Genomic DNA, 26,814 nt, shown 5'->3' on the forward strand with positions numbered 1-26,814 from the left:
TAACCTGACGCCAACAGGCACGGCTCTAGGTTGCGCCGGATGTCCCCTCGACTCGGATGTTATCCGCAGCAACTATGACGGCACAACGGCAGGAAGCCAGCCCTTTGCGCCCCGGAATTGCCTTGATCGGCCTTCTGGTCTGCATGCTGTCGGGCATTTGGATCCTCTGCATGGGGTTGCCGGCGCAGGCGGCCACCACCGAGCGGATCGTCGTCAACCGTTTCAGCGGCGTGGCGATCGAGGGCTTCGACCCCGTGGGCTATTTCGTCGACGGCGCGGCCGTGCAGGGGACGGCCGAGTTCGAGGCGAACCTGTGGGGCGCAGTCTGGCGCTTTCGGAACGAGGGCAACCGCGCCTCTTTCCTCGCCCATCCCGAGGTCTACGGGCCGCAGTTCGGCGGCTACGATCCGGTCGATATCGCCCGCGGCGTCACCATCGCCGGCAACCCCCGCTTCTTCGCGATCGCAGCGCAGCGGCTCTATTTGTTCAGCCGGGAAGCCAATCGCGACGCCTTCGCCGCCAATCCCGAGCGCTTCCTCTACGAGGTGGGCAAGCGCTGGCCGGCCCTCCAGGACAAGCTCAGCCGGTAGCGCCTTGACGACGTCAGAGTCTTGAGAGTCTTGCCGCCTGCGGGTCACCCCAGGCGATGAACTCCGGGATGATGAAGCCGCCATCGTGCCGCTCGCCGAAGCGGAGTGCGCCGCCCTTGCCGTCGGTCACGCTGCCGCCGGCCGCGGTCACGACCGCGTAGCCGGCCCCGACGTCCCATTCACAAGTGGGCCCGAAGCGGGGATAGATGTCGGCACTGCCTTCCGCGATCCGGCCGAATTTCACGGCCGAGCCGACCGTCTTCCTGGCGGCGTTGGGGCGGTGATCGATGAAGGCCTCGGTTCGGGGATCTCCATGCGAGCGGCTCACCGCGGCGATCCAGGGCTCGCCCACGGGCGGCAACTTGCGGGTATGGATCGGCTCGGCAGCGCCGATCGTCGCGCCGTCGAACCTGACGCGCTCGGCGCCGCGGCCGACGATGCCGCGCCAGAGCAGCCCGAGGGCCGGGGCGCTGACGATGCCCAGCAGCGGCACGCCCGATGTCACCAGGGCAAGGTTGACGGTGAACTCGTCGCGCCCGGCAACGAACTCCTTGGTGCCGTCGAGCGGATCGATCAGGAAGAAGCTGTCGCGGAACGGCGGCGAGGCGAGCTGGGTCCGCTCTTCCGAGAGCGTCGGGATGTCGCCCGCAAGCTGCGCCAGCCCGTCCGCGATGATGCGGTCGGCGGCAAGGTCGGCCTCGGTCACCGGCGAGCCGTCCTGCTTGCCGTCGACCCGCATCGCCGTGCGGTTGACCGCAAGGATGGCTTCGCCCGCTTTCACCACCAGCGCGGTGAGCGGCTCCATCAGGTGGGAGGCGGCCGCGCCGTCGATGATCCGCTTCACCTGCATGCCTCATTCATCGTCAATTCCATCCCTCCTCGGTGATTCGCCGCGGCATTAGGGCCGCTTCGAACCGATCGCAAGCTAGCTGCCACGTGCCAGCGAATGTTAGAACCTGCGGCATTCGTCAAGCATGCTTGATTCGCCGCGTCCGCGCCGTGCAATTCCAGGAACCCTTTATGTCTGACGCTTCGTCACCCGCTACCGCCACCGCTCCAGATGCGCTCGAACTCGCTGCGCTGCTGTGCTCACGGGTCTGCCACGATCTCATCAGCCCTGTCGGCGCCATCGTCAATGGGCTCGAAGTGCTCGACGACGATCCCAAGCCCGACGACCGCGAGTTCGCACTCGACTTGATACGCAAGAGCGCGAAAACCGCCTCCGCCCGGCTCCAGTTCTGCCGTCTTGCCTTTGGTGCGGCCGGCTCGTCCGGCGCGCAGATCGATCTCGGCGATGCCCAGACCATGGCGCGCGGCCACATCGAGGACGGCAAGTGCTCGATCACCTGGAATCTGCCGCGGATCCTGCTGCCGAAGAATCGCGTCAAGCTGTTGCTCAACATGCTGGTCGTTTCGCAGCACACGATCCCGCGCGGCGGTACGCTGACGATCGATCCGATCGGCGAAGGCGAGACCATGAGCTTCCGCATCACTGCGACCGGACATAATGCGCGCCTGCCGCAGAACATCTCCGAGCTCCTGAGCGGCGAGCGCGGCCCGGCCGCGGATGCACATGCGATCCAGCCTTATTATACGCGGCTGTTGGCAGAGGCTTGCGGGCTCACTGTGAGGCTCGCGCACGAAGGCGAGGCCATCACCATTATCGCTTCGTAGACACGTCGCCGCTCTCAAACGTTAATCGAATCTTTACAAGGCGCTTCGGCTTGTCCGGAGCGCCTTATCTCTTTGTTGATTCCGTTCTTTTCCACATACTCAACCAATATTAAACGCTTTGCGGTGAAGCTGGCCCCATTCCGAATTGGCGCATCACGTCTTGTGTGCGCGCCCTCCCTGTATGAAGGCCTGTTTTCATGGATGATCTGTTGCGGGAGTTTTTGACGGAAACCAGCGAGAGCCTGGACACCGTGGACAATCAGCTGGTGAAGTTCGAGCAGGAGCCGAACAACGCCAAGATCCTGGATAACATCTTCCGCCTGGTCCACACCATCAAGGGCACGTGCGGCTTCCTCGGATTGCCGCGACTGGAAGCGCTGGCGCATGCCGGCGAGACGCTGATGGGCAAATTCCGTGACGGCATGCCGGTGACCGGGCAGGCGGTGACGGTGATCCTGTCCTCGATCGACCGCATCAAGGAAATTCTGGCCGGGCTGGAGGCGACCGAGGCCGAGCCCGAGGGTACCGACCGCGACCTCATCGACAAGCTGGAAGCGATGGTCGAGCAGGGCATGGCGGCCATGGCGGCCGGCGCCGTGGCTGCTCCCGTGGCCGAAGCGCCGCCGCTGGTGCCGGACGCGCCGGCTGCGGTGGAAGCCGCGCCGTCCTCCGGCGTGCTGGCCGACCCGAGCCTGGAGCGTCCGCTGCGTCCGGGCGAAGTCTCGCTCGACGAGCTCGAGCGCGCCTTCCGCGAGACCGCGATCGAAGTCCCGGTCCCCGTTGCCAAGGCTGAAGTCAAGGCCGAGCCCCAGCCTGCCGCTGAAGCCCCGGTGCCTGTTGCCAAGGACGCTGCCAAGGAGACCAAGGCGCCCAAGGACAAGGCCGCGCCGAAGAAGTCGATCGCCGACGAGGGCGCCGGCGAGGGAGCCAGCATCGCCAACCAGTCGATCCGCGTCAACGTGGATACGCTGGAGCATCTGATGACCATGGTCTCCGAGCTGGTCTTGACCCGCAACCAGCTGTTGGAGATCTCCCGCCGCAACGAGGACACCGAGTTCAAGGTGCCGTTGCAGCGGCTGTCCAACGTCACCGCCGAGCTGCAGGAAGGCGTCATGAAGACGCGCATGCAGCCGATCGGCAATGCCTGGCAGAAGCTGCCCCGCATCGTTCGCGACCTCTCGAGCGAACTCGGCAAGCAGATCGAGCTGGAGATGCACGGCGCCGACACCGAACTCGACCGCCAGGTGCTCGACCTGATCAAGGACCCGCTCACCCACATGGTGCGCAACTCCGCCGACCATGGCCTGGAGACCCCCGCCGAGCGTCTCGCCGGCGGCAAGGGCGAGCAGGGCACCATCCGCCTGTCCGCCTATCACGAGGGCGGCCACATCATCATCTGCATCGCCGACAACGGCCGTGGCCTGAACACCGACAGGATCAAGGCCAAGGCGATCTCCTCAGGGTTGGTCACTGAGGCCGAGCTCGAGAAGATGAGCGAAGCCCAGATCCACAAGTTCATCTTCGCGCCGGGCTTCTCCACCGCGGCCGCCATCACCTCGGTGTCGGGGCGTGGCGTCGGCATGGACGTGGTGCGCACCAATATCGACCAGATCGGCGGCACCATCGACATCAAGTCGGTCGCCGGTGAAGGTTCCTCCGTCACCATCAAGATCCCGCTGACGCTCGCCATCGTCTCCGCGCTGATCGTGGAAGCCGCCGGCGACCGCTTTGCGATCCCGCAGCTCTCCGTGGTCGAGCTGGTGCGGGCCCGCGCCAATTCGGAGCACCGCATCGAGCGCATCAAGGACACCGCGGTGCTCAGGCTGCGCAACAAGCTGCTGCCGCTGATCCACCTCAAGAAGCTCTTGAAGATCGACGACGGCGCCGTCTCCGATCCCGAGAACGGCTTCATCGTGGTGACGCAGGTCGGCAGCCAGACCTTCGGCATCGTCGTCGACGGCGTGTTCCACACCGAAGAAATCGTGGTCAAGCCGATGTCGACGAAACTGCGTCACATCGACATGTTCTCGGGCAATACCATCCTGGGCGACGGCGCGGTCATCATGATCATCGACCCCAACGGCATTGCCAAGGCGCTCGGCGCCGCCGGCTCCTCGGCCCATGACATGAACAACGAGAACGGGACGCACAGCATTGGAAGCGGCGAGCAGACCACCTCGTTGCTGGTGTTCCGCGCCGGCTCGTCCCAGCCCAAGGCGGTCCCGCTCGGGCTCGTCACGCGCCTCGAAGAGCTGCCGGCCGACAAGATCGAGTTCTCGAACGGCCGCTACATGGTGCAGTACCGCGAGCAGCTGATGCCGCTCGTCGCCATGGAGAGCGTCACCATCGCGAGCCAGGGCGCCCAGCCGATCCTGGTGTTCTCCGACGACGGCCGCTCCATGGGCCTCGTCGTCGACGAGATCATCGACATCGTCGAGGAACGGCTCAACATCGAGGTCGGCGGATCCTCCTCCGGCATTCTCGGCTCGGCCGTGATCAAGGGCCAGGCCACCGAAGTGATCGACGTCGGCCACTTCCTGCCGATGGCGTTCTCCGACTGGTTCACCCGCAAGGAGATGAAGCCGTCGCTGCATTCGCAATCGGTGCTGCTGGTCGACGATTCGGCGTTCTTCCGCAACATGCTGGCCCCGGTGCTCAAGGCGGCCGGCTACCGCGTCCGTACCGCGCCGACCGCGCAGGAGGGCCTGGCTGCGCTGCGCGCGCAGAGCTTCGACGTGGTCCTGACCGACATCGAGATGCCCGACATGAACGGGTTCGAGTTTGCCGAGACCATCCGCTCCGATAGCAATCTGGGTGCGATGCCGATCATCGGGCTCTCCGCGCTGGTGTCGCCGGCGGCGATCGAGCGCGGCCGTCAAGCCGGCTTCCACGACTATGTCGCCAAGTTCGACCGTCCCGGTCTGATCGCGGCGCTGAAGGAACAGACCGCGGGCGCCGCCGGTGCCTCCGAGCTGAGCCGCGCAGCCGCCTAAACCCAGCGGGATGGATCAGGAGATACGCACATGACCAAGAAGACCCAGTCCGGCGAAGGCGCCATGGTCGAATACGTCACCGCGATGATCGGCGGCCAGCTGTTCGGTCTGCCGATCTCCCGCGTCCAGGACGTGTTCATGCCCGAGCGCGTCACCCGCGTGCCGCTGTCCTCGCGCGAGATCGCGGGCGTGCTGAACCTGCGCGGCCGCATCGTCACCGTGGTCGACATGCGCGCCCGGCTCGGCCTGCCCAAGCCCGAGGACGGCAAGATCCCGATGGCGGTCGGCGTCGACCTGCGCGGTGAATCCTATGGCCTCCTGATCGACCAGATCGGCGAAGTGCTGCGGCTTGCCGAGGACGGCATGGAAGAAAACCCCGTCAATCTCGACCCCCGCATGGCCAAGCTCGCCGGCGGTGTCCACCGTCTCGACGGCCAGCTCATGGTCGTCCTCGACGTCGACCGCGTCCTCGAGCTCGCGCCCGAGATGATGGCGGCCTGATACGCCGGCACATCCGCCGACGTACCTGCAATTGGAAGTGCCCCCGCAAAAGGGGGTGGAAGCAGAGGTTCACATGCGAACTTGTCTCGTCGTTGATGATTCCAGCGTCATCCGCAAGGTTGCGCGCCGGATCCTGGAGGGCCTCGACTTCCAAATCCTCGAAGCCGAGGACGGTGAGAAGGCGCTGGAGGCCTGCAAGCGCGGCCTGCCCGATGCGGTCCTGCTCGACTGGAACATGCCGGTGATGGATGGCTACGAGTTCCTCGGCCATCTCCGGCGCATGCCTGGCGGCGACCAGCCCAAGGTGGTGTTCTGCACCACCGAGAACGACGTCGCGCATATCGCGCGCGCGCTGCACGCGGGCGCCAACGAGTACATCATGAAGCCTTTCGACAAGGACATCGTGACGGCGAAATTCCAGGAAGTCGGCCTTATCTGAGCGACCGCTCCGGAGGCTGAACGGCTCCTTCGGCGTTTGTTTTCAACTGACCGTTTCAGTCTGAGTTGGTGAGTAATGAGTGTTGCGTTCGCAGGTAACTCGACCCCGGGCTCGTCGCGGGAAGCCGGACCGTTGCGGGTGATGATCGTCGACGACTCCGTCGTCATTCGCGGTCTGATCTCGCGCTGGGTCGGTGCCGAGCATGACATGGAGGTCGCGGCCTCGCTGCGCACCGGGCTCGAGGCGGTCAACCAGATCGAACGTATCAACCCCGACGTTGCCGTGCTCGATATCGAAATGCCCGAGCTCGACGGTATCTCGGCGCTGCCGCAACTCCTGGCGAAGAAGCGCGATCTCGTCATCATCATGGCTTCGACGCTGACCCGCCGCAACGCGGAGATCAGTTTCAAGGCGCTGTCGCTCGGCGCGGCCGACTATATCCCGAAGCCGGAATCGACGCGTGAGGCGTCGGCTGCGGACATCTTCCATCACGACCTGATCCAGAAAATCCGCCACCTCGGCGCACGGCTGCGCCGCAAGCCCGCGGTTGCGAGCCCGCCGCTCGCGCCCGCAAGCCCGGCTCCGGCTGCACGTGGACCGCTTGTCGCGCGGCCTGCCGCGTCCGCGGCGGCTCCGGCCCTGCATGCGCCGTCGTCGTCCTCGCTGCTGTCCACGCGTCCGTTCTCGACCCAGGCCCCGAAGGTGCTGCTGATCGGCTCATCGACCGGCGGTCCTCAGGCGCTGATGGCGCTCGTCGCCGAGCTCGGCCCCGTGATCGACCGCGTGCCGGTGCTGATCACCCAGCACATGCCACCGACCTTCACCACCATTCTCGCGGAGCATCTGGCACGCACGAGCCGCAAGCCGGCAGCCGAAGCCGTCGACGGCGAGCCGGTGAAGCCGGGTCGCATCTATCTTGCGCCGGGCGGCAAGCACATGCGCGTCGTGCGTAGCGGCGCCGACGTGGCGATCGCGCTCGACGACGGCCCCGCGGTCAATTTCTGCAAGCCCGCGGTCGATCCGCTGTTCACCTCCGCCATCGACATCTGGCATGGCGCCATCCTCTCGGTGATCCTGACGGGCATGGGCTCGGACGGCATGCGCGGCGGCAAGGACATCGTCGCCGCCGGCGGCAGCGTGATCGCGCAGGACGAAGCCTCCAGCGTGGTCTGGGGCATGCCGGGCGCGGCGGCCAATGCCGGCATCTGCGCGGCGATCCTGCCACTCAACCAGATCGGCAGCCGGGTCAATCGCCTGTTCGCGGGAGACCGCTCGTGACACCGGGTGACTACGACTATCTGCGCAAATTCCTGAAAGAGCGCTCCGGCCTCGATCTCTCGCCGGACAAGCAGTATCTGGTCGAGAGTCGGCTGCTGCCGCTCGCCCGCAGGGGGAGCCTTAGCGGAATTCCCGATCTCGTGCTGAAGATCAGGAACGGCGACGGGCGGCTTGCAAGCGACGTGGTCGAAGCGATGACCACCAACGAGACCTTCTTCTACCGCGACAAGATCCCGTTCGATCATCTGCGCGAAACGATCCTGCCGGGGCTGCTTCGGGCGCGTGCGGCGCGCAAGTCGCTGCGCATCTGGTCGGCGGCGTCGTCGACCGGACAGGAGCCCTATTCGATCGCGATGTGCGTGAAGGAGATGGGCGCGGCCTTCGCCGGCTGGCGCATCGAGATCGTGGCCACCGATCTGTCGCAGGAGGTGCTGGAGAAATCCAAGGCCGGCGTCTACAGCCAGTTCGAGGTGCAGCGCGGCCTGCCGATCCAGCACCTGATGAAATACTTCACGCAAGCGGGCGAGGTCTGGCAGCTCAATGCCGACATCCGCGCCATGGTGCAGTTCCGGCAGCTCAATCTGTTGCAGGACTTCTCCCATCTCGGCACGTTCGACGTGATCTTCTGCCGCAATGTGCTGATCTATTTCGACCAGGACACCAAGGCTGTGATCTTCGAGCGCATGGCGAAGATTTTGGAAGCCGACGGCACGCTGCTGCTCGGCGCCGCCGAATCCGTCGTCGGCATCACTGACGCGTTCCGCCCGATCGTCGAACGTCGTGGTCTCTATCAGCTCAACCCGACGCGCTCCGGCCGCCCGATGGGCGGATTGATGCCGCCGTCGTTGAAGGTGGCAGCGGCGCGGTGAGACGCGTGGCCCGCGCCTATCGGCGCCGTGATGTTGCCGCGCGTTCGAAGCTGCTTTGCTTTAACGGAACGATGCTAGGCCGATAGACGTCGGCCTGCGCGGTGCCTGTCGCCGCCTGGTGGACGACGCGACGTCGTCTGCTGTCGGAGTGGGAACGAAAAAGGCCGCCACGGGGAGGAAGCCGTGACGGCCTTTTGCGTCGTGAGACAGGCCCTTACCGCCCCGCCCAACGCGGTTGACACCGCCATTTGCATTGCCCCCTGCATTATGGCGGACGACCTAACAAGGCGCTCGCAGCAATCCCGGCAACAGTCGCTGACTTGATCGAAAGACGCTTTGTCGGATGCGTCGCAGACCTCCCTTTTTCGTGCCTGCGAAACAGATACACGGACGCCGTGTCGGTGCAGCTCCAGCGGGCTCAGATCGCAGATGTCGGCTTGCGCGCGGAGTCAGTGCTGCTTAGTTCGAGGGTCACAAGCCTCGCTAAGAGGGTCGCCGGATAAAGCTGGCCGATGACGCTTTCAATATTGCAGAGACTTCGTGCTAACGGATGCACCGGAACGATGTCGCCGTAGCCGGTCGATGTCAGCGTGACAAAGCTCATGTAAAAGAGCGACGCTGCGACTGATTGGTCGTCCTCAAAGGTTATTCCCTTGATCGCGTCTGGGGCCGCCAGCCCTATAAAGAGGAACAGCGTGGCAAAGGCCACGGCAATCAACAGGTACAGAAGGATCGCTCCAATAATCCGGTGATACGTAATGAGGCCTCGCCTGAACACGGCCTGAAGCACGACAACGCCTAACGTGCAGGCGATGACCAACCATGCACCGGCCAAAATGTGAAGGTGGTACGGTACAGGATAATAGATGCGAAGGAAGAATACGGCGACGTTCGAGACAAGCGCGAGCGACATCAGAACGAGGGCGGTTGGGCTGTTCGAAATGATCACCATGCTGACGATGATCGTCAGCAATAGACCATCAGCAAATAGATGAAAGGCGGTTATGCCCATTGCCTGTAGTGGCGCGAAGACAAAAATCAATAATGCGAGCACTCCGGTCAGCACCGAGAGCAGCCAGTCGATGCGTTCTCCGCGCAACCGGCGTAGCTCGCTTATGGGCGTTCCCATCGATGGTCCTAACACTCCTGGCACTGATCGCGCCGATCACACCCTCGCCTTTACAGTTCGAGACGAAAGCTCAACGTTGTTGACGTAGATCAACGGAGCGGCAGGTATCTGGAAACTGCTGGAGTTGTCAGGCCGTCCCTTCCTCGCCGGATGCGCCGTCCAAGACGCCGATCCGCTCGGCAAGAGAGACCAGTTCGGCTAATGATCGAACCTGCATTTTCTCCATCAAGCCGTGGCGGTGAGCTTTGATCGTGCGCTCGGTCGTTCCGAGCGTGTGTGCGATCTGCTTGTTGATTTTGCCCCGAACGACAAGGTCGAAAACCTGTCGCTCGCGCGGCGTCAATTTAGCGAGACGAGCACGAGCCATGTTCAGCCTGGTCTGTAGGTCTCGTGATGACCGATGGTGTGCCAAGGCTCCGGCGATTGCGCGAAGAAGCTCTTCTGAGCTTACCGGCTTGCTAAGAAAATCCTGCGCACCCGCTTTTATGGTCCGCACCGTGATTGGAATGTCGCGATAGCCGGAGAGAAATATGATCGGCAAGGTCGATCCGAGTTCGCCCAATTGTTTTTGGAGGGCAGGGCCGTCCAAGTCGGGGATTTGCACATCGAGAAGGATGCAACTCGGAATGTTGTCGCTCGGCAGTCGGTCCAGCAACGCCTGCGCGGACGCATAGACGGCGACCTCGTAACCGGCGTGCCTTAAATGACGCTCCATGGCCGTCAGGAAAGACAGGTCGTCGTCAACAATATGCACGAGCCCCGGCACCGGTCCCCTCTTCATCGCAGAGAGGCTACCGCGCTATTCAGGGTGCCCAAGTGTCTTTGTGCACCCTTTTAAGACATAGCTGATCTGTCGGCGCGAAAAGTCTCTATGCACTTTGTGCCATGCCGCCGCCGTGCGGCCTTTGTCGATGCGCGAGCCGCGAAACCAACTGACGCTTTGAACTCGCGAATAGAACCCGTCATCCGGCGCTACGCGGCGACCTTCTCCCAGAAGGAAAGAAGGGTATCCCTCACAAAATCGCATGCGGCAGAAACCGCGAACCGTTGCCGGTGATCGGGCTCTCGTCCTCGCGGATCGAGAGACCGCAGGGTTCGTGATCCACCAGCCAGCTTCCCACCACCGGATAGAAGTCTGAGAAGTTCGGCAGCGGCGCGAGCGCCTGCCGCACGAATCCTTCGGCGCCATAGGGTCCTGGCTGCTCGTCGAGCGGCATTCCGCCGGATACCAGCGTCACATTGGCGCCTTCGCGCGACAGCAGCGGCTTGCGCACATAGGAGCTGCCGAGCTCGGCTGCTCGCGGATCGTCCTCGAAGAAAGCCGGCAACAGATTGGGATGGTTCGGAAACATCTCCCAGAGCAGCGGCAGGATGCCCTTGTTGGAGAGCACCGCCTTCCACGGCGGTTCGATCCAGCGTGTCGGTGCGTCCTTGAGCTTTGCGCCGAAGCTGTCGTGGAACATCCATTCCCAGGGATAGAGCTTGAAGGCGAGCGCGATGTCGCGGTCGTCGAGATCGACGAAGCCACCGGCATCATCGCGCCAGCCGATTGTCTCGATGTCGAGCAGCGTGGTCGCCAGTCCCGCCTGGCGCGCGGTGTCTTCGAGATAGGCGAGCGTGCCGGCGTCCTCCTCATTGCCCGTGGTGCCGGTGAGATGGACGTGGCGCCCCGCGGCAATCTGCTTCCACGCTTCGATCAGTCGTTCGTGGATGGAGTTGAACTGGTCGGCGCGCGACGGGATGATGCGCCGTTCGATCGCCTGTTCGAGCCAGGTCCACTGAAACACCGCGGCTTCGAAAATCGAGGTCGGCGTGTCCGCGTTGTATTCGAGCAGCTTTGCCGGTCCCTTGCCGTCGAATTTCAGATCGAGCCGGCCATAAAGGCTGCGGTGGTCTCGTGCCCAGCTTTCGGCGATCAAGCTCCAGAACGCGTCCGGTATCTTCAAGCGCCGCAGATGGCGCTCGTCGCCGATCACGCGGCCGACAAGCTCCAGGCACATCGCGTTGATCTCGCCGGTCGGCGTCTCGATGCCGCGCTCGATCTCGTCGAGCGTGAAGGCGTAGTAGGCGCGCTCGTCCCAAATAGCGCTCGCCGTCGATGGTGTGGAAGGCGAAGCCGCATTGTTCGGCGGTCTGCCGCCAGTCGTCGCGCTCGGGGCAGACGATGCGTCGCATGGGTCAGCCGCCGCCGGAGAAGCCATGGCCAAACGAGCCGAAGCCGCCGCGGCTCACGCCGCCGGAGCCTGAATCGGACGACGTTCCGGACGAGGAATGGCTCGAGGAGTCGCTGCTGAAGAAGCTCGATCGCGATGAGCCGCCGCCGCCCCCGGAGGAGCTGCGGCTGCTGCTGCACGAGGTGCTCGCTTGCACCGCTGGGTCCGTGCCGACAGGAGAGGGCTCGCAATTCTGCCGCGGCATCAGCGTGTAGGCGGTGGTGCCGACCGCGATCGTGCCCATCACCAGCAGCGCGACATGGCGGGAGCGCTTCACCGGCGGCCGCGGAGGCGGCTCGGCCGGCGGCCGGCGCTTGCCGAACTGCTGTTTGGAGGGTTTGTCGGCCATTTCAGTGGATCATGTCAGTAGATCATGCAGGCGGCATTGAGCAGTCCCGCGGCGAGCGAGGACAGCCCGAGCCAGATCGCGGGCGCAAGCTCGCCGGCCGCGATCCGCGCCGGCAGACTCGGCACCGGCACCCTCACCAGAAAGAGCACGATGATCTGCACGATCAGCGCGATGAGCGCCCAGATCAGGCAATCAAGCACATTGGCCGAATGCGCGATGGCGCTGACCAGCGGCGCCACGAAGCCGAGCAGGCTGAGGCCGAGTGCGACCGCCGCGGCCGGCTCGTTGTCGCGGATGAGCTGGAATTCGTTGTAGGGAGTGATGCGGGTGTAGACGAACAGATACGCCACGATCGCGATCAGCCCGGTGCAGAAATAGACCAGGAAGGCGGGCAGGCCGGCGAGTGATTGCAGGATCATCGTTCCCCCATCGTGCAGCGACCATTCGTCGGCGGGGGAAGGATAGCGGTTCAACGGCGGCAGGACGATGAGGCCGCGTTCGTGTCCCCAAAAAACAAAACCCCGCCATTCGCGGCGGGGTCCAGGCTGGGAGGAGCAAGCCCCGAAGGGCTCGCGGGTAAACCCAGGATCAGGCGGGAATGCGCTCTTCGACCTCGTGCGGCTCGCGCAGCACGTAGCCGCGGCCCCACACGGTCTCGATGAAGTTGCGGCCTTCCGAGGCATTCGCGAGCTTCTTGCGGAGCTTGCAGATGAAGACGTCGATGATCTTCAGCTCGGGCTCGTCCATGCCGCCATAGAGGTGGTTGAGGAACATTTCCTTGGTGAGGGTCGTGCCCTTGCGGAGCGAGAGCAGCTCCAGCATCTGGTATTCCTTGCCGGTCAGATGCACGCGCTGGCCGCCGACTTCCACCGTCTTGGTGTCGAGGTTGACGACGAGGTCACCGGTCTGGATCACCGACTGGGCATGGCCCTTGGAGCGGCGCACGATCGCGTGGATCCGGGCAACCAGCTCGTCCTTGTGGAAGGGCTTGGTCATGTAGTCGTCGGCGCCGACGCCGAGACCCTTGACCTTGTCCTCGATGCCGGCGAGGCCGGAGAGGATCAGAATGGGTGTCTTGATCTTGGAGACCCGGAGCTGCTTGAGCACGTCGTAGCCGGACATGTCGGGCAGGTTGAGGTCGAGAAGGATAATGTCGTAATCGTATAATTTACCGAGATCGACGCCTTCTTCCCCCAAATCGGTCGTGTAGACGTTGAAGCTCTCAGACTTCAACATCAGCTCGATCGACTGCGCGACGGCGCTGTCATCTTCAATCAGCAAAACGCGCATGCCAGTTCCCCATAGTCGCCGCTCCTGGGCGTCAGGTCGGCCGCATTCGCGGCACACAACAAAACGCCTTTGAACAACTGATTCGGATCCTGACAACAGATGGTTAACAAATTCTGATTCTGGAACGCAAGCCCTGTAGATGCAATTTTCGTCGAATCGCCCTAAGGTCTTGTGTACGAAGCAGCTTTCGTTATCCGGTTGCGTTCAAGTTCCACTTTAAGAGACGGGCCTAACCGACTCCCGCGACTCAGCCTTCTTCTGAAGGGGAGCCACGCTCAGTCACAAAGACAGTGACGCAATGATTAACGATGCGGGTAAACACGAAGTTAAGCGCCGTTCAGAAATATGGCGAAACTTAAGGTTCTCGCCACGAAACCCCGGATTATGAAGGCGATCACCTCATGAAGGCCCTCTTGTGAAGGCTCTTGCCGAACAGATCGGCGACATCGACGGCATCAATATTTACGGCCGTGTGGTCGGCGTGCGCGGCCTGATGGTCGAGGTGGCCGGCCCGATCCATGCGATGTCGGTGGGCGCGCGGCTCGTGATCGAGACCGGCGGTAACCGTTCCATCCCCTGCGAGGTGATCGGCTTCTCCGGCAACAACGCCGTCGTGATGCCGTTCGCCGGCCTCGACGGCGTGCGGCGCGGCTGCAAGGCCGTCATCGCCAATGCCGCAAATCAGGTGCGGCCTTGCGCGGCCTGGCTCGGCCGTGTCGTCAATGCGCTGGGTGAGCCGATCGACGGCAAGGGGCCGCTGCCGCAGGGCCCGGCGCCGATGCCGTACCGCAATTCGCCGCCGCCGGCGCACTCGCGCAAGCGCGTCGGCGCGCCGCTCGATCTCGGCGTGCGCGCGATGAACACCTTCCTGACCTGCTGCCGCGGCCAGCGCATGGGCATCTTCGCAGGCTCCGGCGTCGGCAAGTCGGTGCTGCTGTCGATGCTGGCGCGCAACGTCGATGCCGCCGTCAGCGTCATCGGGCTGATCGGCGAACGCGGCCGTGAGGTGCAGGAGTTCTTGCAGGACGACCTCGGCGAGGAGGGCCTGGCGCGTTCCGTCGTCGTGGTCGCGACCTCCGACGAGCCGGCGCTGATGCGCCGTCAGGCCGCGTATCTGACTCTCGCGATCGCCGAATATTTTCGCGACGAGGAGCAGGACGTCCTTTGCCTGATGGATTCGGTGACGCGCTTTGCCATGGCCCAGCGCGAGATCGGCCTGTCCGCTGGCGAGCCGCCGACCGCCAAGGGCTACACGCCGACCGTGTTCACCGAGCTGCCGAAGCTTCTGGAGCGCGCCGGCCCGGGCCTGGGCGAGGGCGCCATCACCGCGATCTTCACGGTGCTGGTCGATGGCGACGACCACAACGAGCCGATCGCAGATGCCGTCCGCGGCATCCTCGACGGCCACATCGTGATGCAGCGCTCGATCGCCGAGCGCGGCCGCTACCCCGCCATCAACATCCTCAAATCCGTCTCCCGCACCATGCCGAAATCGGCCGACCCGGAGTTTTGGCCGATCATCCAGAAGGCGCGGGCGGTGATGGCGACCTATGCCGACATGGAGGAATTGATCCGTCTGGGCGCCTACCGCGCCGGCTCCAGCCCCGAAGTCGACGAGGCGATCCGCCTGCACGAGCCGCTGGAGGCCTTCCTGCGCCAGCGCAAGGATGAAAATGCATCGCTGGCGGACGGCTACCGCCAGTTGGCGCAAATCCTCGGCAATTTGGAAACGGAACGCTAACTTTGTCCCGTCATCATCCCATCCCACAGAGTAGCAGAGCCGGTCTTGGCCCCCGTCGGGCCCGTGGGGAGACCGGTGTTGTCCCACGTGCAGCCAAGGGACTTCTGGGGAGTACGAGTCGATGAAGTCACGTGATACCCTCATCCGCCTGAAGAAATTTCAGGTCGACGAGAAGCGCCGCCGGGTCAGCCAGATCGAGACCATGATCGCCGACTTCCAGCGGATGTCGACCGATCTTGAACGCGAGATCTCGACCGAGCAGGAGCGCGCCGGGATCAACGATCCCTCGCACTTCGCCTATCCGACCTATGCCAAGGCTGCCATCCAGCGTCGCGAGAACCTGACCCGTTCGGCCGACGAGCTGAAGGGCCAGCTCGACGAAGCCAAGGCTGCGCTGGCCGAAGCCTTCGAGGAGCTGAAGAAGGTCGAGCTCCTCGACGAGCGCGATCAGGCCCGCGAACGCGCCGAGGAAAACGCCCGCGAGCAGGCCGATCTCGACAGCATCGGCCTGATGCGTGCCCGCATGGGCGCCGTCGCCTGAGACGCTAGCCGCCAGACCTGCGAGAATTTGCAGAACCCGGACCCCATGGGTCCGGGTTTTTGCATGTGCTGTCCACAGTGTGCCGCCGCGCCCCCTTGGTGGTCGGCTTTGTCGCGCGCTATGGTGGCGAAGTGCCAGGGCCTGCGCGGAACGCGACGGGCTGCGCATTGGGGGGCTGAATGCTGACGCCAGCAGAGCTGGTCGGGCTGATTGGGGCGGTGGCGCAGGGCGATCAGTCCGCGTTCGAGCGCCTCTACGTCGCCACGCGCGCGAAACTCTATGGCGTCGTGCTCCGTATCTTGCGCCGACAGGATCTCGCAGAGGAGGTCATTCAGGAGACCTACGTCAAGATCTGGAACAGCGCCGGCCAGTTCAATCCCGCTCTCGCGTCGCCGATCACTTGGATGGCGTCGATCGCGCGCAACCGCGCCATCGACATCGTGCGCAAGAAGACGGAAGTCTCCATCGAGGAAGAGCCGCAGGCGATGGAAGTCGCAAGCGACAGCCCCGATCCGCTGGCGCGGCGGGAGATGACCGAGGAATTGAGGCGGCTGCTCGAATGTATCGGCCGGCTCGAGCCGGACCGTCAGAGGCTCGTGCTTCTCGCCTATTACAACGGCTGGAGCCGCGAGCAACTGGCGGAGAAATTCGCGGCGCCCATCAACACGGTGAAGACGTGGCTTCGGCGCAGCATGTTGGATATTCGCGAATGTCTCGGGCTATGAGATTCGAGCCATGAGAGCTCCTACTGTGAGGGTGGGTCTGGACCGCAAGTGATGGCCTATACGGAGGACCATATCGCGCTCGCCGCGGAATATGCGCTCGGTACGCTCGACGCCGGCGAGCGCGCGCAGGTCGAGACCATGATGGCGGTGGACCAGGCGTTCGCCGATGTCGTGCAGGCGTGGGCATTCCGGCTCGGCGTCCTCAACCAGATGGTCGGCTCGATCGAGCCGCGTCCGATCGTGTGGGAGAACATCAGATCCGAGCTCGCGCGGACGGGCTTTGCGCAGGATCCGCCAGCACTGCCGGACGCAGCACCGCCGCCACCTGTGCCGGAGTTTTCCTCGCCCGACACCGTGCCTCCGCAGTTGCCGTCGGAGACTATGCAGCAACCGGGGCCGCAGCCTCCCGAAGCGGAGCAGCCTGACCCGGCGCGTCCTGCGTCCGATGCGATCCCCGACGTCGTGCCGATCTTCATGCCGCAGGTCCACGCGCCGAACCCGGATGTCGTGCGTGCGGCACCGCCGCCGGTTGCCGACAACAGCAACGTGATCCGGCTCGAGGGCCGCGTGAAGCGCTGGCGCATCATCGCATCCGCCGTCGGCGCGCTCGCGGCCGCGCTGCTCGTGACGCTGTCGCTTCAGATCTTCCTGCCCGACGCGCTGCCGGGCGGCTTGCGACCGCCAGTGCGCATCCAGACGGTCGAGGTGAAGACGCCGGCGCCGCTCCCGGTGTCGTCGCAATATGTCGCGCTGTTGCAGGGCCAGGGCGGAGGTCCCGCCTTCATCCTCACCATCGACGGTGCGACCAAGAACTTTACGGTGCGTAAAGTCGGCGCGACACCGGAGCCCGGCAAGAGTTTCGAGCTCTGGCTGATCTCCGACAAGCTGCCGCGTCCGCGCTCGCTCGGCGTGATCGGCGCCGGCGATTTCACCGCACGACCGGTGCTCGGTTCGTACGATGCCGACGTCGTCAACGGCGCGACCTACGCCGTCACGCTCGAGCAGGCGGGCGGTTCGCCCAACGGCCAGCCGACCTCGGCGCCGGTGTTTTCCGGCAAGCTGATCGAAACCGTGCCCCCGTCCCCGCCGCAGGCGCCCGCGAAGAAGTAGGCGTCGTAGCCCGGAAGGAGCGCAGCGCAATCCGGGGCCGCCGTCCCGCATTCCGCTTTGTTCCATGCGGGCTGCAAGCGCAGAAACCCGTCGCCACGGTCCGCCCCGCCGTCGCATCCCGACAAGTCTCGCCGAATCCGCCTCCGATTTGAACCTCTCCGCGTTTCGCGGCGTCAAATGCCCGGAATTTGCAGTCGGCGCCCCCCAATCATGGTGCCGGAGAGGGGCGAGAAATCAGATGGATGCAGCGAAAACGTCGGGCATCTTCATTCACCAATATGCGGGGCTGCCACACGGCCTGGCCTTCGAACATTGGCGCGAGCGGACTTTCGGGGCCTGCGGCCTGGATATCGGGCCGAGCCGGGGCGACAGCATCGATTGCCGGCTCCAAGTCAGCGTGGTCGACAATATCGCGCTCGCCATTCCCGAAGGGGCCTCCGCGCAATATTCACGCACCCAGAGCCACCTTGCCGACGGCAGCGACGATCTCGTCCTGATCGCGGCGCATGCGGGTCTCGTCCGCGTCGGGCAGAACGGCCATGCCGTGGAGCTTGCGCCCGCGCAGATGGTGCTCGTCGACATGGGCATCACCGGCACGGTCGGCCACACCGAGGAAGATCGCTTCACCACCATCCGCATGCCGCGCCGCGCGCTGCTCGAGATCAATCCGCGTGCCGAGGACAAGCTGTCGCAAGTGCTCTCGGACGGCGCGGTCGCCGAGACGATCTTGCGCTACCACTCCCTTGCCGCCCATCACGCACCGCATCTCGACGCCGTCGGCCAGCGCCTCACCGCGCAGCACATGGTCGATCTCGTCGGCCTCCTGCTCGGCACCGACGCCGAACATGCAAGTCTCGCGCGCGGGCGAGGTCATGCGGCGGCCCGTCTCGACCTCATGCGCGCCGACGTGATGGCGGCGCTTGGCCGCAACGATCTCTGCCTGTCGGAAATTGCCACGCGCTCCGGTCTGAGCCCGCGCCAGGCACAGCGCCTGTTCGAGCAGGCCGGAACGACCTTCACCGAATTCGTGCTGGAGCAGCGCCTGCTGCAGGCGCGCAAGTTGCTCAGCGATCCCCGCGCCAGGACCCGCAAGATCAGCGACATCGCGCATTCGTCAGGCTTCTCCGATCTGTCCTATTTCAATCGCGCCTTCCGCAAGCGCTTTGCCGCGACGCCGTCGGAACTGCGCGAGGCCTGAGCCGCACTGACAATTTGTGCGGCGCGCTGGTGCCACCGCAGTTGGTCAGTCCGGCCGGATAAGCTATATCTGTCTGCGCGGTCAGACGGCTTGATCGTTCGTCGCTTCGTCGTCGCTCTCTTGGGAAATGCAGTCAACGGACATGGCGCGTATCGTCGTGCTCGGCGCCGGGTTTGCAGGCCTGTGGGCGGCCATCGGTGCCGCGCGCAAGCGCGACGAGATCGGCGCTGGCGGCGACATCGAGATCCGCGTCGTCGACCGCAATCCCTATCACAACATCCGCGTCCGCAATTACGAGGCCGATCTCAGCGAGGTCGCGCTTCCGCTGGCGCAACTGCTCGATCCGATCGGCGTCAGTCACGGGATCGGCGAGGTCGAAGCCATCGATCCGGCACGACGTGAGATTTCGCTGGTGACGGGTGGCGGCAACGAGACGCTGACTTATGACCGGCTGGTGCTGGCGCTCGGCAGCGAAGTGATGCGTCCCGACATTCCCGGCCTTGCCGAGCATGCTTTCGACGTCGACACCTATGCAGCGGCGCTCCATCTCGAGCATCATCTCACCTCGCTCGGACGCAGCGTGCCCGCGCCGGGGCGCTCGACGATCGTCGTGGTCGGCGCCGGCTTCACCGGCATCGAGGTCGCGGCCGAGATGCCCGACAGGCTGGCGCGCGCCGGCATCACCGGCAGCCGCCGCATCATCCTGGTCGATCCCAATCCTGCCGTGGGCGCCACGATCGGCGCACATGCACGTCCCGTCATCGATACGGCGTTGGCCTCGCTCGACGTCGAGACGCGGCTTGGTGTCCGTGTCGTCTCCGTCGAGGCGGCCGGTCTGCGCCTGAGTTCGGGCGAGTTCATTCCGACGCGGACGGTGATCTGGTGTGCCGGGATGCGCGCGAGCCCCTTGGCGGCGAGCTTCCCGGACGCACGCGATCGCCTCGGGCGCCTTCTGGTCGATCCCATGATGCGGGTTGCGGATGTCGGCGGCGTGTTCGCGGCCGGGGACGTCGCCTCGAGCGTGGTCGACGGCTTGCATCCGACCGTGATGTCCTGCCAGTTCGCGCGTCCCATGGGCCGCTTCGCCGGCCACAACGTGGTCGCCGATCTCGCGGGCCTACCGATGCTGCCGCTCCGGATCGACTGGTACGTGACCGTGCTCGATCTCGGCGGCTGGGGCGCGCTCTATACGGAAGGGTGGGACCGCGAAGTCCGCGCCACCGGCGCGGCCGCGAAGGCAACCAAGCAGACCATCAACCGCAAGCGGATCTATCCGCCGCTCTCGGGGCGCAAGGACGAGCTGTTCGCGGCTGCTGCGCCGACGGTGCAGGCGCCGCCGCCGACTTACGGCGCGCGGTAGCGTTGGTGCCCGTTGCGGATGAGGGCGGTACATTTTGCTCCGTCATTGCGAGCCTAGCGAAGCAATCCAGAATGTCTCTGCGGAGGGGTTCTGGATTGCTTCGTCGCAGAGCTCCTCGCAATGACGGAGCTGGACGCGCGTGCGCTCAAAATGGCGACATACCCCAGACATGAGAAAGCGCCCGTGGGGGGCGGGCGCTTTCTGTAGTCGACTTGGGGTTGGGTCGTCTACATATCCACGTGGCGACTTTGGGGGGCTGATAAAGAGCCGCGTGAATTCCTGAAACTCAAATCTCCTTAGCGAACGAGGGAAACGTTCGAGCTGGTGATAGCGATCGGCTTGCCCGCCTTTATGACGCGAGCGGTCTGGGTCAGGCCTTCGTCTGAACTCGTACGCGCGGTGATCCCGAGACCCGCCACCGCGATGCCGGCAACGAGCGCGACAACCACGATCTTGAGGTGGGTCGAGCGATCTGCGCTGTAAATCGAGTGGTTCATGGAAGGCTCCTGCCGCCATCTACCCGAAGTAGTCGCCTGCGTGTTTGGGCAGGTTCATGCTTCCGGTGCCCAACAACCTAGTATTGGGGGGATTCGTTCCCAAGAGGCGATCACAAGAGCGTGACAGGACGTGAGAAGCCGCGATCGAAAGCGACCCTGGATCGTGCAATTTGGCAATTATTTCAAAGCTGTAATCTGTTTGTCAGGCGCCTTGCCCGCCGTTGATCGGCAAGGCGCCAAAACCTGAAAAACCATTTGCCTGTGGCCAAAAAACACACGGCTTCTTAAGGCAAATCAGATGCTTCCGACGGTTTTCAATCTCGCCCTGGGGTGGATTTCAGCCTGCGACAGCACGGTCGTCTGGGCCCGGAACCGCTCGACCAGCGAACGCACGAAGGGACGAATTGCCGCAGAGGTGACCAGCACGGGCGCCTCGCCTTCGCGCGCAGCGCGCTCAAAGGCCTCGCGCACGCCGGTCATGAACTCCGACAGCTTCGAGGGCTGCATCGCGAGGCTGCGCTCCTCGCCCTGACCGATAATGGATTCGGCGAAGGCTTGTTCCCACCGCGCTGACAGCGCGATCAGCGGCAGGTAGCCGCTGTAAGAGGTGTTCTGCGCACAGATCTGCCGCGCCAGGCGGGCGCGGACGTGCTCGACCATAGTGGCGGGATTGCGCGAGAAGGCGAGCGAGTCGGCGATGCCTTCGAGGATGGTCGAGAGGTCGCGGATCGAGATGCGCTCGGCGAGCAGCAGCTGCAGCACGCGCTGGATGCCGGAGACCGTGACCTGTCCGGGAACGATGTCCTTGACCAGCTCGCCCTGCTCCTTCGGCAGCTCCTTGAGCAGCTTCTGCACCTCGCCATAGGAGAGCAGGTCCGACATGTTGGCCTTGAGCAGCTCGGTGAGGTGTGTCGAGAGCACGGTCGCGGCGTCGACGACGGTATAGCCTTTGAGCGAGGCCTCCTCCTTGAGGCTGGCATCGACCCAGGTTGCGGGCAGGCCGAAGGTCGGCTCGGTGGTGTGGATGCCGGGCACCTGCACTTGGCTGCCGCCGGGGTCCATGACCATGAACTGGCTCGGCCAGATCTTGCCGGTGCCGGCGTCGACCTCCTTGATCTTGATGATGTAGGTGTTGGCTTCGAGCTGGACGTTGTCGAGGATGCGCACGGCCGGCATCACGAAACCCATCTCGATCGCGAGCGAACGGCGCAGCGCCTTGATCTGCTCGGTGAGGCGGTCGGTGCCGTCGGGGCCGTTGACCAGCGGCAGCAGGGCATAGCCGAGCTCGATCTTGAGGTCGTCGATCTTCAGCGCCGCGGAGATCGGCTCCTCCGCCGTTGCGGAGCCGGCTGCACCCGGCGTTCCCGGCGCAGGTGCGGTCTTCGCAACTTCCTCAGCCCTGGCAGTTGCCCGGTTGCGGTTGCGGGCGTGCCAGGCGAGCGCGCCGGCGCCGGAGCCGAGCGCCAGGAAGGGAAGGGTCGGGATGCCCGGCAGGGCCGCCAGCACCAGCATGACCGCCGCGGACATCGCGAGCGCCTGCGGATATCCGGAGAACTGCTTCATCAGCGCCTTGTCGGCGGCGCCGGACACGCCGGCCTTGGAGACGAGCAGGCCGGCCGCGGTCGAAACGATCAGCGCCGGCACCTGGGTGACGAGGCCGTCACCGACGGTCAGCAGCGTATAGCTGCGGCCGGCGTCGGCAAAGGACAGGCCCTGCTGCGCCACGCCGATGATCATGCCGCCGACGACGTTGATGAAGACGATCAGAAGGCCGGCAATGGCGTCGCCGCGGACGAATTTGGAGGCACCGTCCATGGCGCCGAAGAAGCCGCTCTCGTCCTCCAAATCCTTGCGCCGCTGCTTGGCCACGGCCTCGTCGATCAGGCCGGCGGAGAGGTCGGCGTCGATCGCCATCTGCTTGCCGGGCATGGCGTCGAGGTGGAAGCGCGCCGCGACTTCGGCGATACGGCCCGAACCCTTGGTGATGACGACGAAGTTGACGATGATCAGGATGGCGAAGACGATGATGCCGATGACGAAATTGCCGCCCATCACGAAGCTGCCGAAGGCTTCGATGACGTGACCGGCGGCATCCGTGCCCTCGTGCCCGTGCGACAGGATCAGGCGGGTCGAGGCCATGTTGAGCGACAGCCGCAGCATGGTCGAGATCAGCAGGACCGTCGGGAAAGCGGAGAATTCCAGCGGCGCCTGGATGAACAGCGACGTCATCAGGATCAGGATCGAGAGCGTGATCGAAATCGCCAGGAATAGGTCCAGCACGATCGCGGGCAGGGGAAGGATCAGCACCACCAGGATGGTGAGGACGCCGAGCGCCAGCGCGATATCGCCGCGCTTGAGGATGTTGCCGATCTCGGCAAGGGTGGGGAAGCCAGCGTTTGTGCTGCCTACGCCCTGTCCCGCGGTGACGTCGACCATGGTAGCTGCCCCTCCGCGCGACTGCCGTCCGCGCGCCCCAAATGTCTGCGCGGCGGCCGAGGGGCCGCCGTTCCGAAGGTGAGGCACCGCACTGGCGTCCACAGGGGATTCCCCGTTCTACGCGGCTGACGACACTCGACTCCACTGGGCAATTATTGCCGGGTGTATGGTTAGCAAACGGTTAATAAAGAGTGCGGCATGGGGGCTGACCGGGGTGTTTCGGGGCCCGGACGTCATTCCGGGTTCACGCTGTGCGCGCCCCGGAAGGACCAAGACGACCCTACTTCGTCTTCTCCATCCGGGTCACCGTATAGCCCGACGCCGCCTCCTCGGCTTCGAAGGTCACCTTGTCGCCGACCTTCACCTGCTTGAGCACGGCCGGGTCCTTGACGCGGTAGACCATGGTCATGGGTTCATCCATGCCGAGGTTCTTCGCGGGTCCGTGCTTGAGCGTGATCTTGCCGGCGCCCTCGTCGATCTTCTTGACCTCGCCGCTGATCGCGGCGCCCTGGGCCGCCAAGGCACCTGTGGCAAGGCCGACGGCCAGGGACAGTGCAGCGGCGATGCGGATGATGCGGTTCATGGGAGCCTCCCTTCGTTACTTCACGGTGACGTGGCCGACCATGCCGTAGTCGCGGTGGTCGGGAATCAGGCAGGAAAATTCGAACGTGCCGGCCTTGCTGAACTTCCAAAGGATCTCGGCTGTCTTGCTCGGCGCGAGCCTGACACCGTTAGGATCGTCGTGCTCCATGTGCGGATGCTTCTTCATCTCCACCGCATGCGCGAGATTCTCTTTGGTGGTGGCGAGCAGGAATTCATGGTCCTCCTTGCCGACGTTGCGCAGCACGAAGCGGATCTGCTCGCCGCGTTTGACCTCGATCCTGGCGGGTGCGTAGTCCATCTCGTTCAACAGGATCTCGATCTTGCGCGCGGGCTTCTTGGGATCGCCGGGCTCGCCGGCCGAAAAGGTGCCGTGCCCGTGCTGGTCGTGGGCAAAGGCCGGCGCGGTGGAAAGCGCGGCCAGCGCGAGACCGAGCTTGATCGTCTTCTTCATTGGTAGCTCCAGTTGGTGGTGGTTCATCGAAACGCTCACATCTTCATGTTCTTCATCGACGGTCCGCCAGGCTGTTGCCGCACCGGCTCCGGGGCCGGCGGCGTGACCTCGTAGGCGACGGTGCCTTGCGGGAATTGGTAGGGGCCGGGATCGCGATAATCGTCGCGCGCGAGGCCTTCGCGGATCTTCATCACCGTGAACATGCCGCCCATCTCGATCGGGCCGAACTGACCGGTGCCGGTCATCATCGGCAGCGTGTTGTCGGGCGCGGGCATCTCCATGTTGCCCATCGCCATGCCGGTCGAGCCCATCGCCATGCCGTCAGGCGCGAGCTTGCCAACGGCCCTGGCGAGATCCTTGCGCGACACCCCGATCATGTTGCGCATGTCGTGTCCCATCGCATTCATGGTGTGATGCGACTTGTGGCAGTGGAACGCCCAGTCGCCGGGGTTGTCGGCGAGCACGTCGAACACCCTGACAGCACCGACCGGCACGTCCGTCGTCGTCTCAGGATACTGCGCGCTCTCCGGAATCCAGCCGCCATCGGTGCAGGTCACCGCAAAGCTGTGGCCGTGCAAATGGATCGGATGGTTGGTCATGCTGAGATTGCCGATGCGCACGCGCACCTTGTCGCCGAGCCTGACCGGCAGCGGATCGATGCCGGGAAACACCCGCGCATTCCAGGTCCACATGTTGAAGTCGGTCATCTCGTTGACGCGCGGCAGATAAGTGCCGGGATCGACGCGATAGGTGCTCATGACGAAGACGAAGTCGCGGTCCACGGCGCGAAAGCTCGGGTCACGCGGATGCACGACGACCATGCCCATCATGCCCATCGCCATCTGCACCATCTCGTCGGAATGGGGGTGGTACATGAAGGTCCCGCTCTTCCTCATCTCGAACTCGTAGACGAAGGTTTTTCCCGGCTGGATGTGCGGCTGCGTCAATCCGCCGACACCGTCCATGCCGCTGGGAATGATCATGCCGTGCCAGTGCACGGTGGTGTATTCGGGCAGTCTGTTGGTCACGAAGACGCGGACCTTGTCCCCCTCGACGGCCTCGATGGTCGGGCCCGGCGACTGGCCGTTATAGCCCCACAAATTCACCTTCATGCCTTCGGCGAATTCGCGCACCACGGGCTCGGCGACGAGATGGAATTCCTTCCAGTCGCCGTTCATCCTGAACGGCAGCGACCAGCCGTTCAGCGTGACGACGGGGCGATAGTCCGGCCCACTGACGGGGTGCAGCGGCGGCTGCATCACCACCTTGTCCATGTGCGGGGCTTCCGGAATGGAGGCGGCCTGCGCGCGGCCGCTGACGACGGATGCGCCGGCGAGCGCGGCGCTACCCAAAAATCCTCGGCGGGAAAACATGATGGCCTCCATGTCAGTGACCGCCATCGGCAGGCGCTGCCGCGGCGAGAGTGGTTGAATTGTCGCCGTCAGCAGGCGCGCCGCCGCCATTGACGGCGGTCTGCAAGTCGGATTGGGCAAGGAAAAATCTTTGCCTGGCATCGATTGCACCGCGCAGCGACGCGAGCCGCTGCCGCGCCTCGGTGAGCAGCGCAAAAATATCGACCTGCATGCTGGAGAAGCGGAGCTGCATCTCCTCGGTGATGATTTTTCGCAAGGGGATGATCTCGCGCTGATAGTGGCTGGCAATGTCGTAGCCGGAGCGATAGATCCGGTAAGCATCGCGCGCCTCGGAGCGTACATTCACGGCGCGCTCGGTCAGCCGATTGAAGGCGAAATTGTAGGTCTCAGCCGCCTGCCGCACCCGAACCTCGCCGCCGTCGAAGATCGGGATCTGGAACTGCACATCGAAGCCGCGCTCGCGGAATGGCGCGCCTTCCGGATCCCGGGTGCGGCGAGAGATGCCGGCGAGATCGAGCAGTGTCACGAAGCGCGTCGCCTCGGTGAGGTTCAGCGACTTTGCCAGCGCCGTCAGTTCGAGCCGCGCGATCTGAAGGTCGATGCGATGGGCGACCGCGTCGGCTTCGATCGACGGCAAAGCCTGCGGCCGGCGCGGCAGCGGCGGCAGTTGACTGGGCAGGCGGAAGTCGAGGCCGCCGTCCCACAGTCCCATCAGGCGCGCCAGCTTTTCGCGCGCGCTCGTTGCCGTCTGCCGCGCGGTGGCAAGGTCGGCGGTGGTTTCGGCGTAAAACACCTGTTCACGGGCCTGATCGAGCTTGTTGATCGAGCCGGTCTCGCCGAGCTTGACCGCGAGTTGTGCGGTCGATTCCGCCGTCGCCTTTGCATCCGTCAGCAACGCCACCATCTCGTTGCCGCCAACGGCGCGCCAATAAGCTCGGCGGACATCGGCGGCAAGCCGCAACGTCGCCAGGCTAGCTCGCAATTGCGCCTGGCGAAAACGGTCGCGGGCGATCTCCGAGCGGAACGGCAGCGTGGCGAGCGCGAGGATGTCGCCGACAATTTGACGCTCGATTTCGCTGGCGCCGTTGCCCGAGATCCGCGAGACCGAGAACACGGGATTGGGCGGCAGGCTCTGCTTGACGAGATCGGTCTCGGCCAGCGCCAGCTCGTTATAGGCGGCCTGAAGCCCCTTGTTGTTGAGCAGTGCGATCTGCACGGCGGTCTCGGGGTTGAGTGTTCGCGAGAGCAGTTGGCGAATGCAGGCGTCGACCGCACCGGCTCCCTCGGCCGTTCGCACAAAGGCGACATCCTTTTTGATGGCCTGGCTCGTCAACTCCGAGACGGCATTCATGCCGCTGTCGGGCGAGAAGGCGGCACAGCCCGACAAGCCGAGCGAGGCAAGAACGAGCAGGCTTGGCACGAGACGGCTTGGCGCGAGACGGTGTGTCATGGCG

The 26,814-nt window shown here is 64.5% G+C and carries 25 protein-coding genes, 1 pseudogene and 1 riboswitch; of the genes and pseudogenes, 13 read left to right on the forward strand and 13 right to left on the reverse strand.

Features of this window, described 5'->3' with window-relative positions:
• Positions 1-104: 104 nt before the first annotated feature.
• Positions 105-590, forward strand: coding sequence for a YHS domain-containing (seleno)protein (locus BRA1417_RS0112400; RefSeq protein WP_027516040.1), 486 nt, complete (start codon positions 105-107; stop codon positions 588-590).
• Between the two features lie 13 nt (positions 591-603).
• On the opposite strand, the gene BRA1417_RS0112405 is transcribed toward BRA1417_RS0112400, so the two are convergent.
• Entirely contained in the window at positions 604-1,440 is an 837-nt protein-coding gene (locus BRA1417_RS0112405; RefSeq protein ID WP_027516041.1) for a 3'(2'),5'-bisphosphate nucleotidase CysQ, read from the reverse strand.
• Positions 1,441-1,610: 170 nt separating this feature from the next.
• On the opposite strand from BRA1417_RS0112405, the gene chpT reads away from it, so the two are divergent.
• The 6 genes from chpT (at position 1,611) to BRA1417_RS0112435 (ending at position 8,344) form a co-directional block, all read left to right on the forward strand.
• Positions 1,611-2,264 (forward strand): histidine phosphotransferase ChpT, encoded by a 654-nt coding sequence (gene chpT, locus BRA1417_RS0112410; RefSeq protein WP_018458347.1) that lies wholly within the window; start codon positions 1,611-1,613, stop codon positions 2,262-2,264.
• A gap of 197 nt (positions 2,265-2,461) precedes the next feature.
• Complete coding sequence (locus BRA1417_RS0112415) at positions 2,462-5,257, forward strand: hybrid sensor histidine kinase/response regulator (protein ID WP_027515044.1); 2,796 nt, start codon at positions 2,462-2,464, stop codon at positions 5,255-5,257.
• A gap of 30 nt (positions 5,258-5,287) precedes the next feature.
• Complete coding sequence (locus BRA1417_RS0112420; protein ID WP_007606277.1) at positions 5,288-5,758, forward strand: chemotaxis protein CheW; 471 nt, start codon at positions 5,288-5,290, stop codon at positions 5,756-5,758.
• Positions 5,759-5,831: 73 nt separating this feature from the next.
• Positions 5,832-6,197: a PleD family two-component system response regulator gene (locus BRA1417_RS0112425; RefSeq protein ID WP_007600538.1), complete on the forward strand. Its 366-nt coding sequence runs from the start codon at positions 5,832-5,834 to the stop codon at positions 6,195-6,197.
• 75 nt (positions 6,198-6,272) lie between these two features.
• The gene (locus tag BRA1417_RS0112430; RefSeq protein WP_027516042.1) at positions 6,273-7,475 is read left to right on the forward strand and encodes a chemotaxis response regulator protein-glutamate methylesterase; all 1,203 of its coding nucleotides are present in this window, start codon (positions 6,273-6,275) and stop codon (positions 7,473-7,475) included.
• The gene (locus BRA1417_RS0112435) at positions 7,472-8,344 is read left to right on the forward strand and encodes a protein-glutamate O-methyltransferase CheR (RefSeq protein WP_027516043.1); all 873 of its coding nucleotides are present in this window, start codon (positions 7,472-7,474) and stop codon (positions 8,342-8,344) included. The genes BRA1417_RS0112430 and BRA1417_RS0112435 overlap by 4 nt, the downstream gene beginning before the upstream one ends.
• 418 nt (positions 8,345-8,762) lie before the next feature.
• On the opposite strand, the gene BRA1417_RS0112440 is transcribed toward BRA1417_RS0112435, so the two are convergent.
• From BRA1417_RS0112440 to ctrA, 6 genes and pseudogenes are all read right to left on the reverse strand, one after another.
• Positions 8,763-9,473 (reverse strand): potassium channel family protein, encoded by a 711-nt coding sequence (locus BRA1417_RS0112440; RefSeq protein WP_027516044.1) that lies wholly within the window; start codon positions 9,471-9,473, stop codon positions 8,763-8,765.
• Positions 9,474-9,600: 127 nt separating this feature from the next.
• On the reverse strand, positions 9,601-10,239 hold the full coding sequence (locus tag BRA1417_RS0112445) for a response regulator transcription factor (RefSeq protein WP_027516045.1): 639 nt from the start codon (positions 10,237-10,239) through the stop codon (positions 9,601-9,603).
• 247 nt (positions 10,240-10,486) lie between these two features.
• A pseudogene (locus tag BRA1417_RS40255) lies at positions 10,487-11,648 on the reverse strand (glutathionylspermidine synthase family protein).
• A gap of 3 nt (positions 11,649-11,651) precedes the next feature.
• Positions 11,652-12,035, reverse strand: a complete 384-nt coding sequence (locus BRA1417_RS0112455; protein ID WP_027516046.1) for a hypothetical protein — start codon at positions 12,033-12,035, stop codon at positions 11,652-11,654.
• 14 nt (positions 12,036-12,049) lie between these two features.
• Entirely contained in the window at positions 12,050-12,454 is a 405-nt protein-coding gene (locus tag BRA1417_RS0112460) for a DUF350 domain-containing protein (RefSeq protein WP_027516047.1), read from the reverse strand.
• Positions 12,455-12,623: 169 nt separating this feature from the next.
• Positions 12,624-13,325, reverse strand: coding sequence for a response regulator transcription factor CtrA (gene ctrA / locus BRA1417_RS0112465; RefSeq protein ID WP_007600544.1), 702 nt, complete (start codon positions 13,323-13,325; stop codon positions 12,624-12,626).
• 415 nt (positions 13,326-13,740) lie between these two features.
• Here ctrA and fliI point away from each other — a divergent pair, with 415 nt between their 5' ends.
• The 6 genes from fliI to BRA1417_RS0112495 all read left to right on the forward strand — a co-directional run bounded on the left by fliI (position 13,741) and on the right by BRA1417_RS0112495 (position 20,000).
• A complete protein-coding gene (fliI, locus tag BRA1417_RS0112470; RefSeq protein ID WP_027516048.1) occupies positions 13,741-15,066 on the forward strand; it encodes a flagellar protein export ATPase FliI in 1,326 nt (441 codons plus the stop codon).
• 121 nt (positions 15,067-15,187) lie between these two features.
• Positions 15,188-15,607, forward strand: a complete 420-nt coding sequence (gene fliJ / locus BRA1417_RS0112475) for a flagellar export protein FliJ (protein WP_007600546.1) — start codon at positions 15,188-15,190, stop codon at positions 15,605-15,607.
• 179 nt (positions 15,608-15,786) lie between these two features.
• Positions 15,787-16,332 (forward strand): sigma-70 family RNA polymerase sigma factor, encoded by a 546-nt coding sequence (locus BRA1417_RS0112480; protein WP_027516049.1) that lies wholly within the window; start codon positions 15,787-15,789, stop codon positions 16,330-16,332.
• Between the two features lie 51 nt (positions 16,333-16,383).
• Positions 16,384-17,442, forward strand: a complete 1,059-nt coding sequence (locus BRA1417_RS0112485) for an anti-sigma factor domain-containing protein (protein ID WP_027516050.1) — start codon at positions 16,384-16,386, stop codon at positions 17,440-17,442.
• 238 nt (positions 17,443-17,680) lie between these two features.
• Positions 17,681-18,640: an AraC family transcriptional regulator gene (locus tag BRA1417_RS0112490; protein WP_027516051.1), complete on the forward strand. Its 960-nt coding sequence runs from the start codon at positions 17,681-17,683 to the stop codon at positions 18,638-18,640.
• 142 nt (positions 18,641-18,782) lie between these two features.
• Positions 18,783-20,000, forward strand: coding sequence for an NAD(P)/FAD-dependent oxidoreductase (locus tag BRA1417_RS0112495; protein WP_027516052.1), 1,218 nt, complete (start codon positions 18,783-18,785; stop codon positions 19,998-20,000).
• Positions 20,001-20,013: 13 nt separating this feature from the next.
• Positions 20,014-20,123: riboswitch (S-adenosyl-L-homocysteine riboswitch) on the reverse strand.
• A gap of 173 nt (positions 20,124-20,296) precedes the next feature.
• Here the strand turns inward: BRA1417_RS0112495 and BRA1417_RS0112500 are convergent.
• From BRA1417_RS0112500 to BRA1417_RS0112525, 6 genes are all read right to left on the reverse strand, one after another.
• Positions 20,297-20,497: a hypothetical protein gene (locus BRA1417_RS0112500; RefSeq protein WP_027516053.1), complete on the reverse strand. Its 201-nt coding sequence runs from the start codon at positions 20,495-20,497 to the stop codon at positions 20,297-20,299.
• Between the two features lie 294 nt (positions 20,498-20,791).
• The gene (gene flhA / locus BRA1417_RS0112505; protein ID WP_027516054.1) at positions 20,792-22,933 is read right to left on the reverse strand and encodes a flagellar biosynthesis protein FlhA; all 2,142 of its coding nucleotides are present in this window, start codon (positions 22,931-22,933) and stop codon (positions 20,792-20,794) included.
• A 280-nt stretch (positions 22,934-23,213) separates the two neighbouring features.
• Positions 23,214-23,516, reverse strand: a complete 303-nt coding sequence (locus BRA1417_RS0112510) for a copper-binding protein (protein ID WP_027516055.1) — start codon at positions 23,514-23,516, stop codon at positions 23,214-23,216.
• Positions 23,517-23,531: 15 nt separating this feature from the next.
• Positions 23,532-23,987, reverse strand: a complete 456-nt coding sequence (locus BRA1417_RS0112515) for a plastocyanin/azurin family copper-binding protein (protein WP_035968480.1) — start codon at positions 23,985-23,987, stop codon at positions 23,532-23,534.
• Positions 23,988-24,022: 35 nt separating this feature from the next.
• The gene (locus tag BRA1417_RS0112520; RefSeq protein ID WP_027516057.1) at positions 24,023-25,360 is read right to left on the reverse strand and encodes a copper oxidase; all 1,338 of its coding nucleotides are present in this window, start codon (positions 25,358-25,360) and stop codon (positions 24,023-24,025) included.
• 13 nt (positions 25,361-25,373) lie between these two features.
• Positions 25,374-26,810 (reverse strand): TolC family protein, encoded by a 1,437-nt coding sequence (locus BRA1417_RS0112525; RefSeq protein ID WP_027516058.1) that lies wholly within the window; start codon positions 26,808-26,810, stop codon positions 25,374-25,376.
• Positions 26,811-26,814 lie beyond the last annotated feature (4 nt).

This window comes from Bradyrhizobium sp. WSM1417 (assembly GCF_000515415.1).
In the GTDB taxonomy this organism is placed as follows: Bacteria; Pseudomonadota; Alphaproteobacteria; order Rhizobiales; family Xanthobacteraceae; genus Bradyrhizobium.

Excerpts from the sequence above, each read along its gene's own strand:
- flhA (WP_027516054.1), bottom strand. The coding sequence starts at position 22,933 with ATGGTCGACGTCACCGCGGGACAGGGCGTAGGCAGCACAAACGCTGGC.
- BRA1417_RS0112405 (WP_027516041.1), bottom strand. The coding sequence starts at position 1,440 with ATGCAGGTGAAGCGGATCATCGACGGCGCGGCCGCCTCCCACCTGATG.
- BRA1417_RS0112420 (WP_007606277.1), top strand. The coding sequence starts at position 5,288 with ATGACCAAGAAGACCCAGTCCGGCGAAGGCGCCATGGTCGAATACGTC.
- fliJ (WP_007600546.1), top strand. The coding sequence starts at position 15,188 with ATGAAGTCACGTGATACCCTCATCCGCCTGAAGAAATTTCAGGTCGAC.
- chpT (WP_018458347.1), top strand. The coding sequence starts at position 1,611 with ATGTCTGACGCTTCGTCACCCGCTACCGCCACCGCTCCAGATGCGCTC.
- BRA1417_RS0112495 (WP_027516052.1), top strand. The coding sequence starts at position 18,783 with ATGGCGCGTATCGTCGTGCTCGGCGCCGGGTTTGCAGGCCTGTGGGCG.
- BRA1417_RS0112510 (WP_027516055.1), bottom strand. The coding sequence starts at position 23,516 with ATGAACCGCATCATCCGCATCGCCGCTGCACTGTCCCTGGCCGTCGGC.
- BRA1417_RS0112425 (WP_007600538.1), top strand. The coding sequence starts at position 5,832 with ATGCGAACTTGTCTCGTCGTTGATGATTCCAGCGTCATCCGCAAGGTT.
- ctrA (WP_007600544.1), bottom strand. The coding sequence starts at position 13,325 with ATGCGCGTTTTGCTGATTGAAGATGACAGCGCCGTCGCGCAGTCGATC.
- BRA1417_RS0112525 (WP_027516058.1), bottom strand. The coding sequence starts at position 26,810 with ATGACACACCGTCTCGCGCCAAGCCGTCTCGTGCCAAGCCTGCTCGTT.
- BRA1417_RS0112490 (WP_027516051.1), top strand. The coding sequence starts at position 17,681 with ATGGATGCAGCGAAAACGTCGGGCATCTTCATTCACCAATATGCGGGG.
- BRA1417_RS0112440 (WP_027516044.1), bottom strand. The coding sequence starts at position 9,473 with ATGGGAACGCCCATAAGCGAGCTACGCCGGTTGCGCGGAGAACGCATC.
- BRA1417_RS0112485 (WP_027516050.1), top strand. The coding sequence starts at position 16,384 with ATGGCCTATACGGAGGACCATATCGCGCTCGCCGCGGAATATGCGCTC.
- BRA1417_RS0112415 (WP_027515044.1), top strand. The coding sequence starts at position 2,462 with ATGGATGATCTGTTGCGGGAGTTTTTGACGGAAACCAGCGAGAGCCTG.
- BRA1417_RS0112455 (WP_027516046.1), bottom strand. The coding sequence starts at position 12,035 with ATGGCCGACAAACCCTCCAAACAGCAGTTCGGCAAGCGCCGGCCGCCG.
- BRA1417_RS0112430 (WP_027516042.1), top strand. The coding sequence starts at position 6,273 with ATGAGTGTTGCGTTCGCAGGTAACTCGACCCCGGGCTCGTCGCGGGAA.
- BRA1417_RS0112480 (WP_027516049.1), top strand. The coding sequence starts at position 15,787 with ATGCTGACGCCAGCAGAGCTGGTCGGGCTGATTGGGGCGGTGGCGCAG.
- BRA1417_RS0112460 (WP_027516047.1), bottom strand. The coding sequence starts at position 12,454 with ATGATCCTGCAATCACTCGCCGGCCTGCCCGCCTTCCTGGTCTATTTC.
- BRA1417_RS0112520 (WP_027516057.1), bottom strand. The coding sequence starts at position 25,360 with ATGTTTTCCCGCCGAGGATTTTTGGGTAGCGCCGCGCTCGCCGGCGCA.
- BRA1417_RS0112515 (WP_035968480.1), bottom strand. The coding sequence starts at position 23,987 with ATGAAGAAGACGATCAAGCTCGGTCTCGCGCTGGCCGCGCTTTCCACC.
- BRA1417_RS0112500 (WP_027516053.1), bottom strand. The coding sequence starts at position 20,497 with ATGAACCACTCGATTTACAGCGCAGATCGCTCGACCCACCTCAAGATC.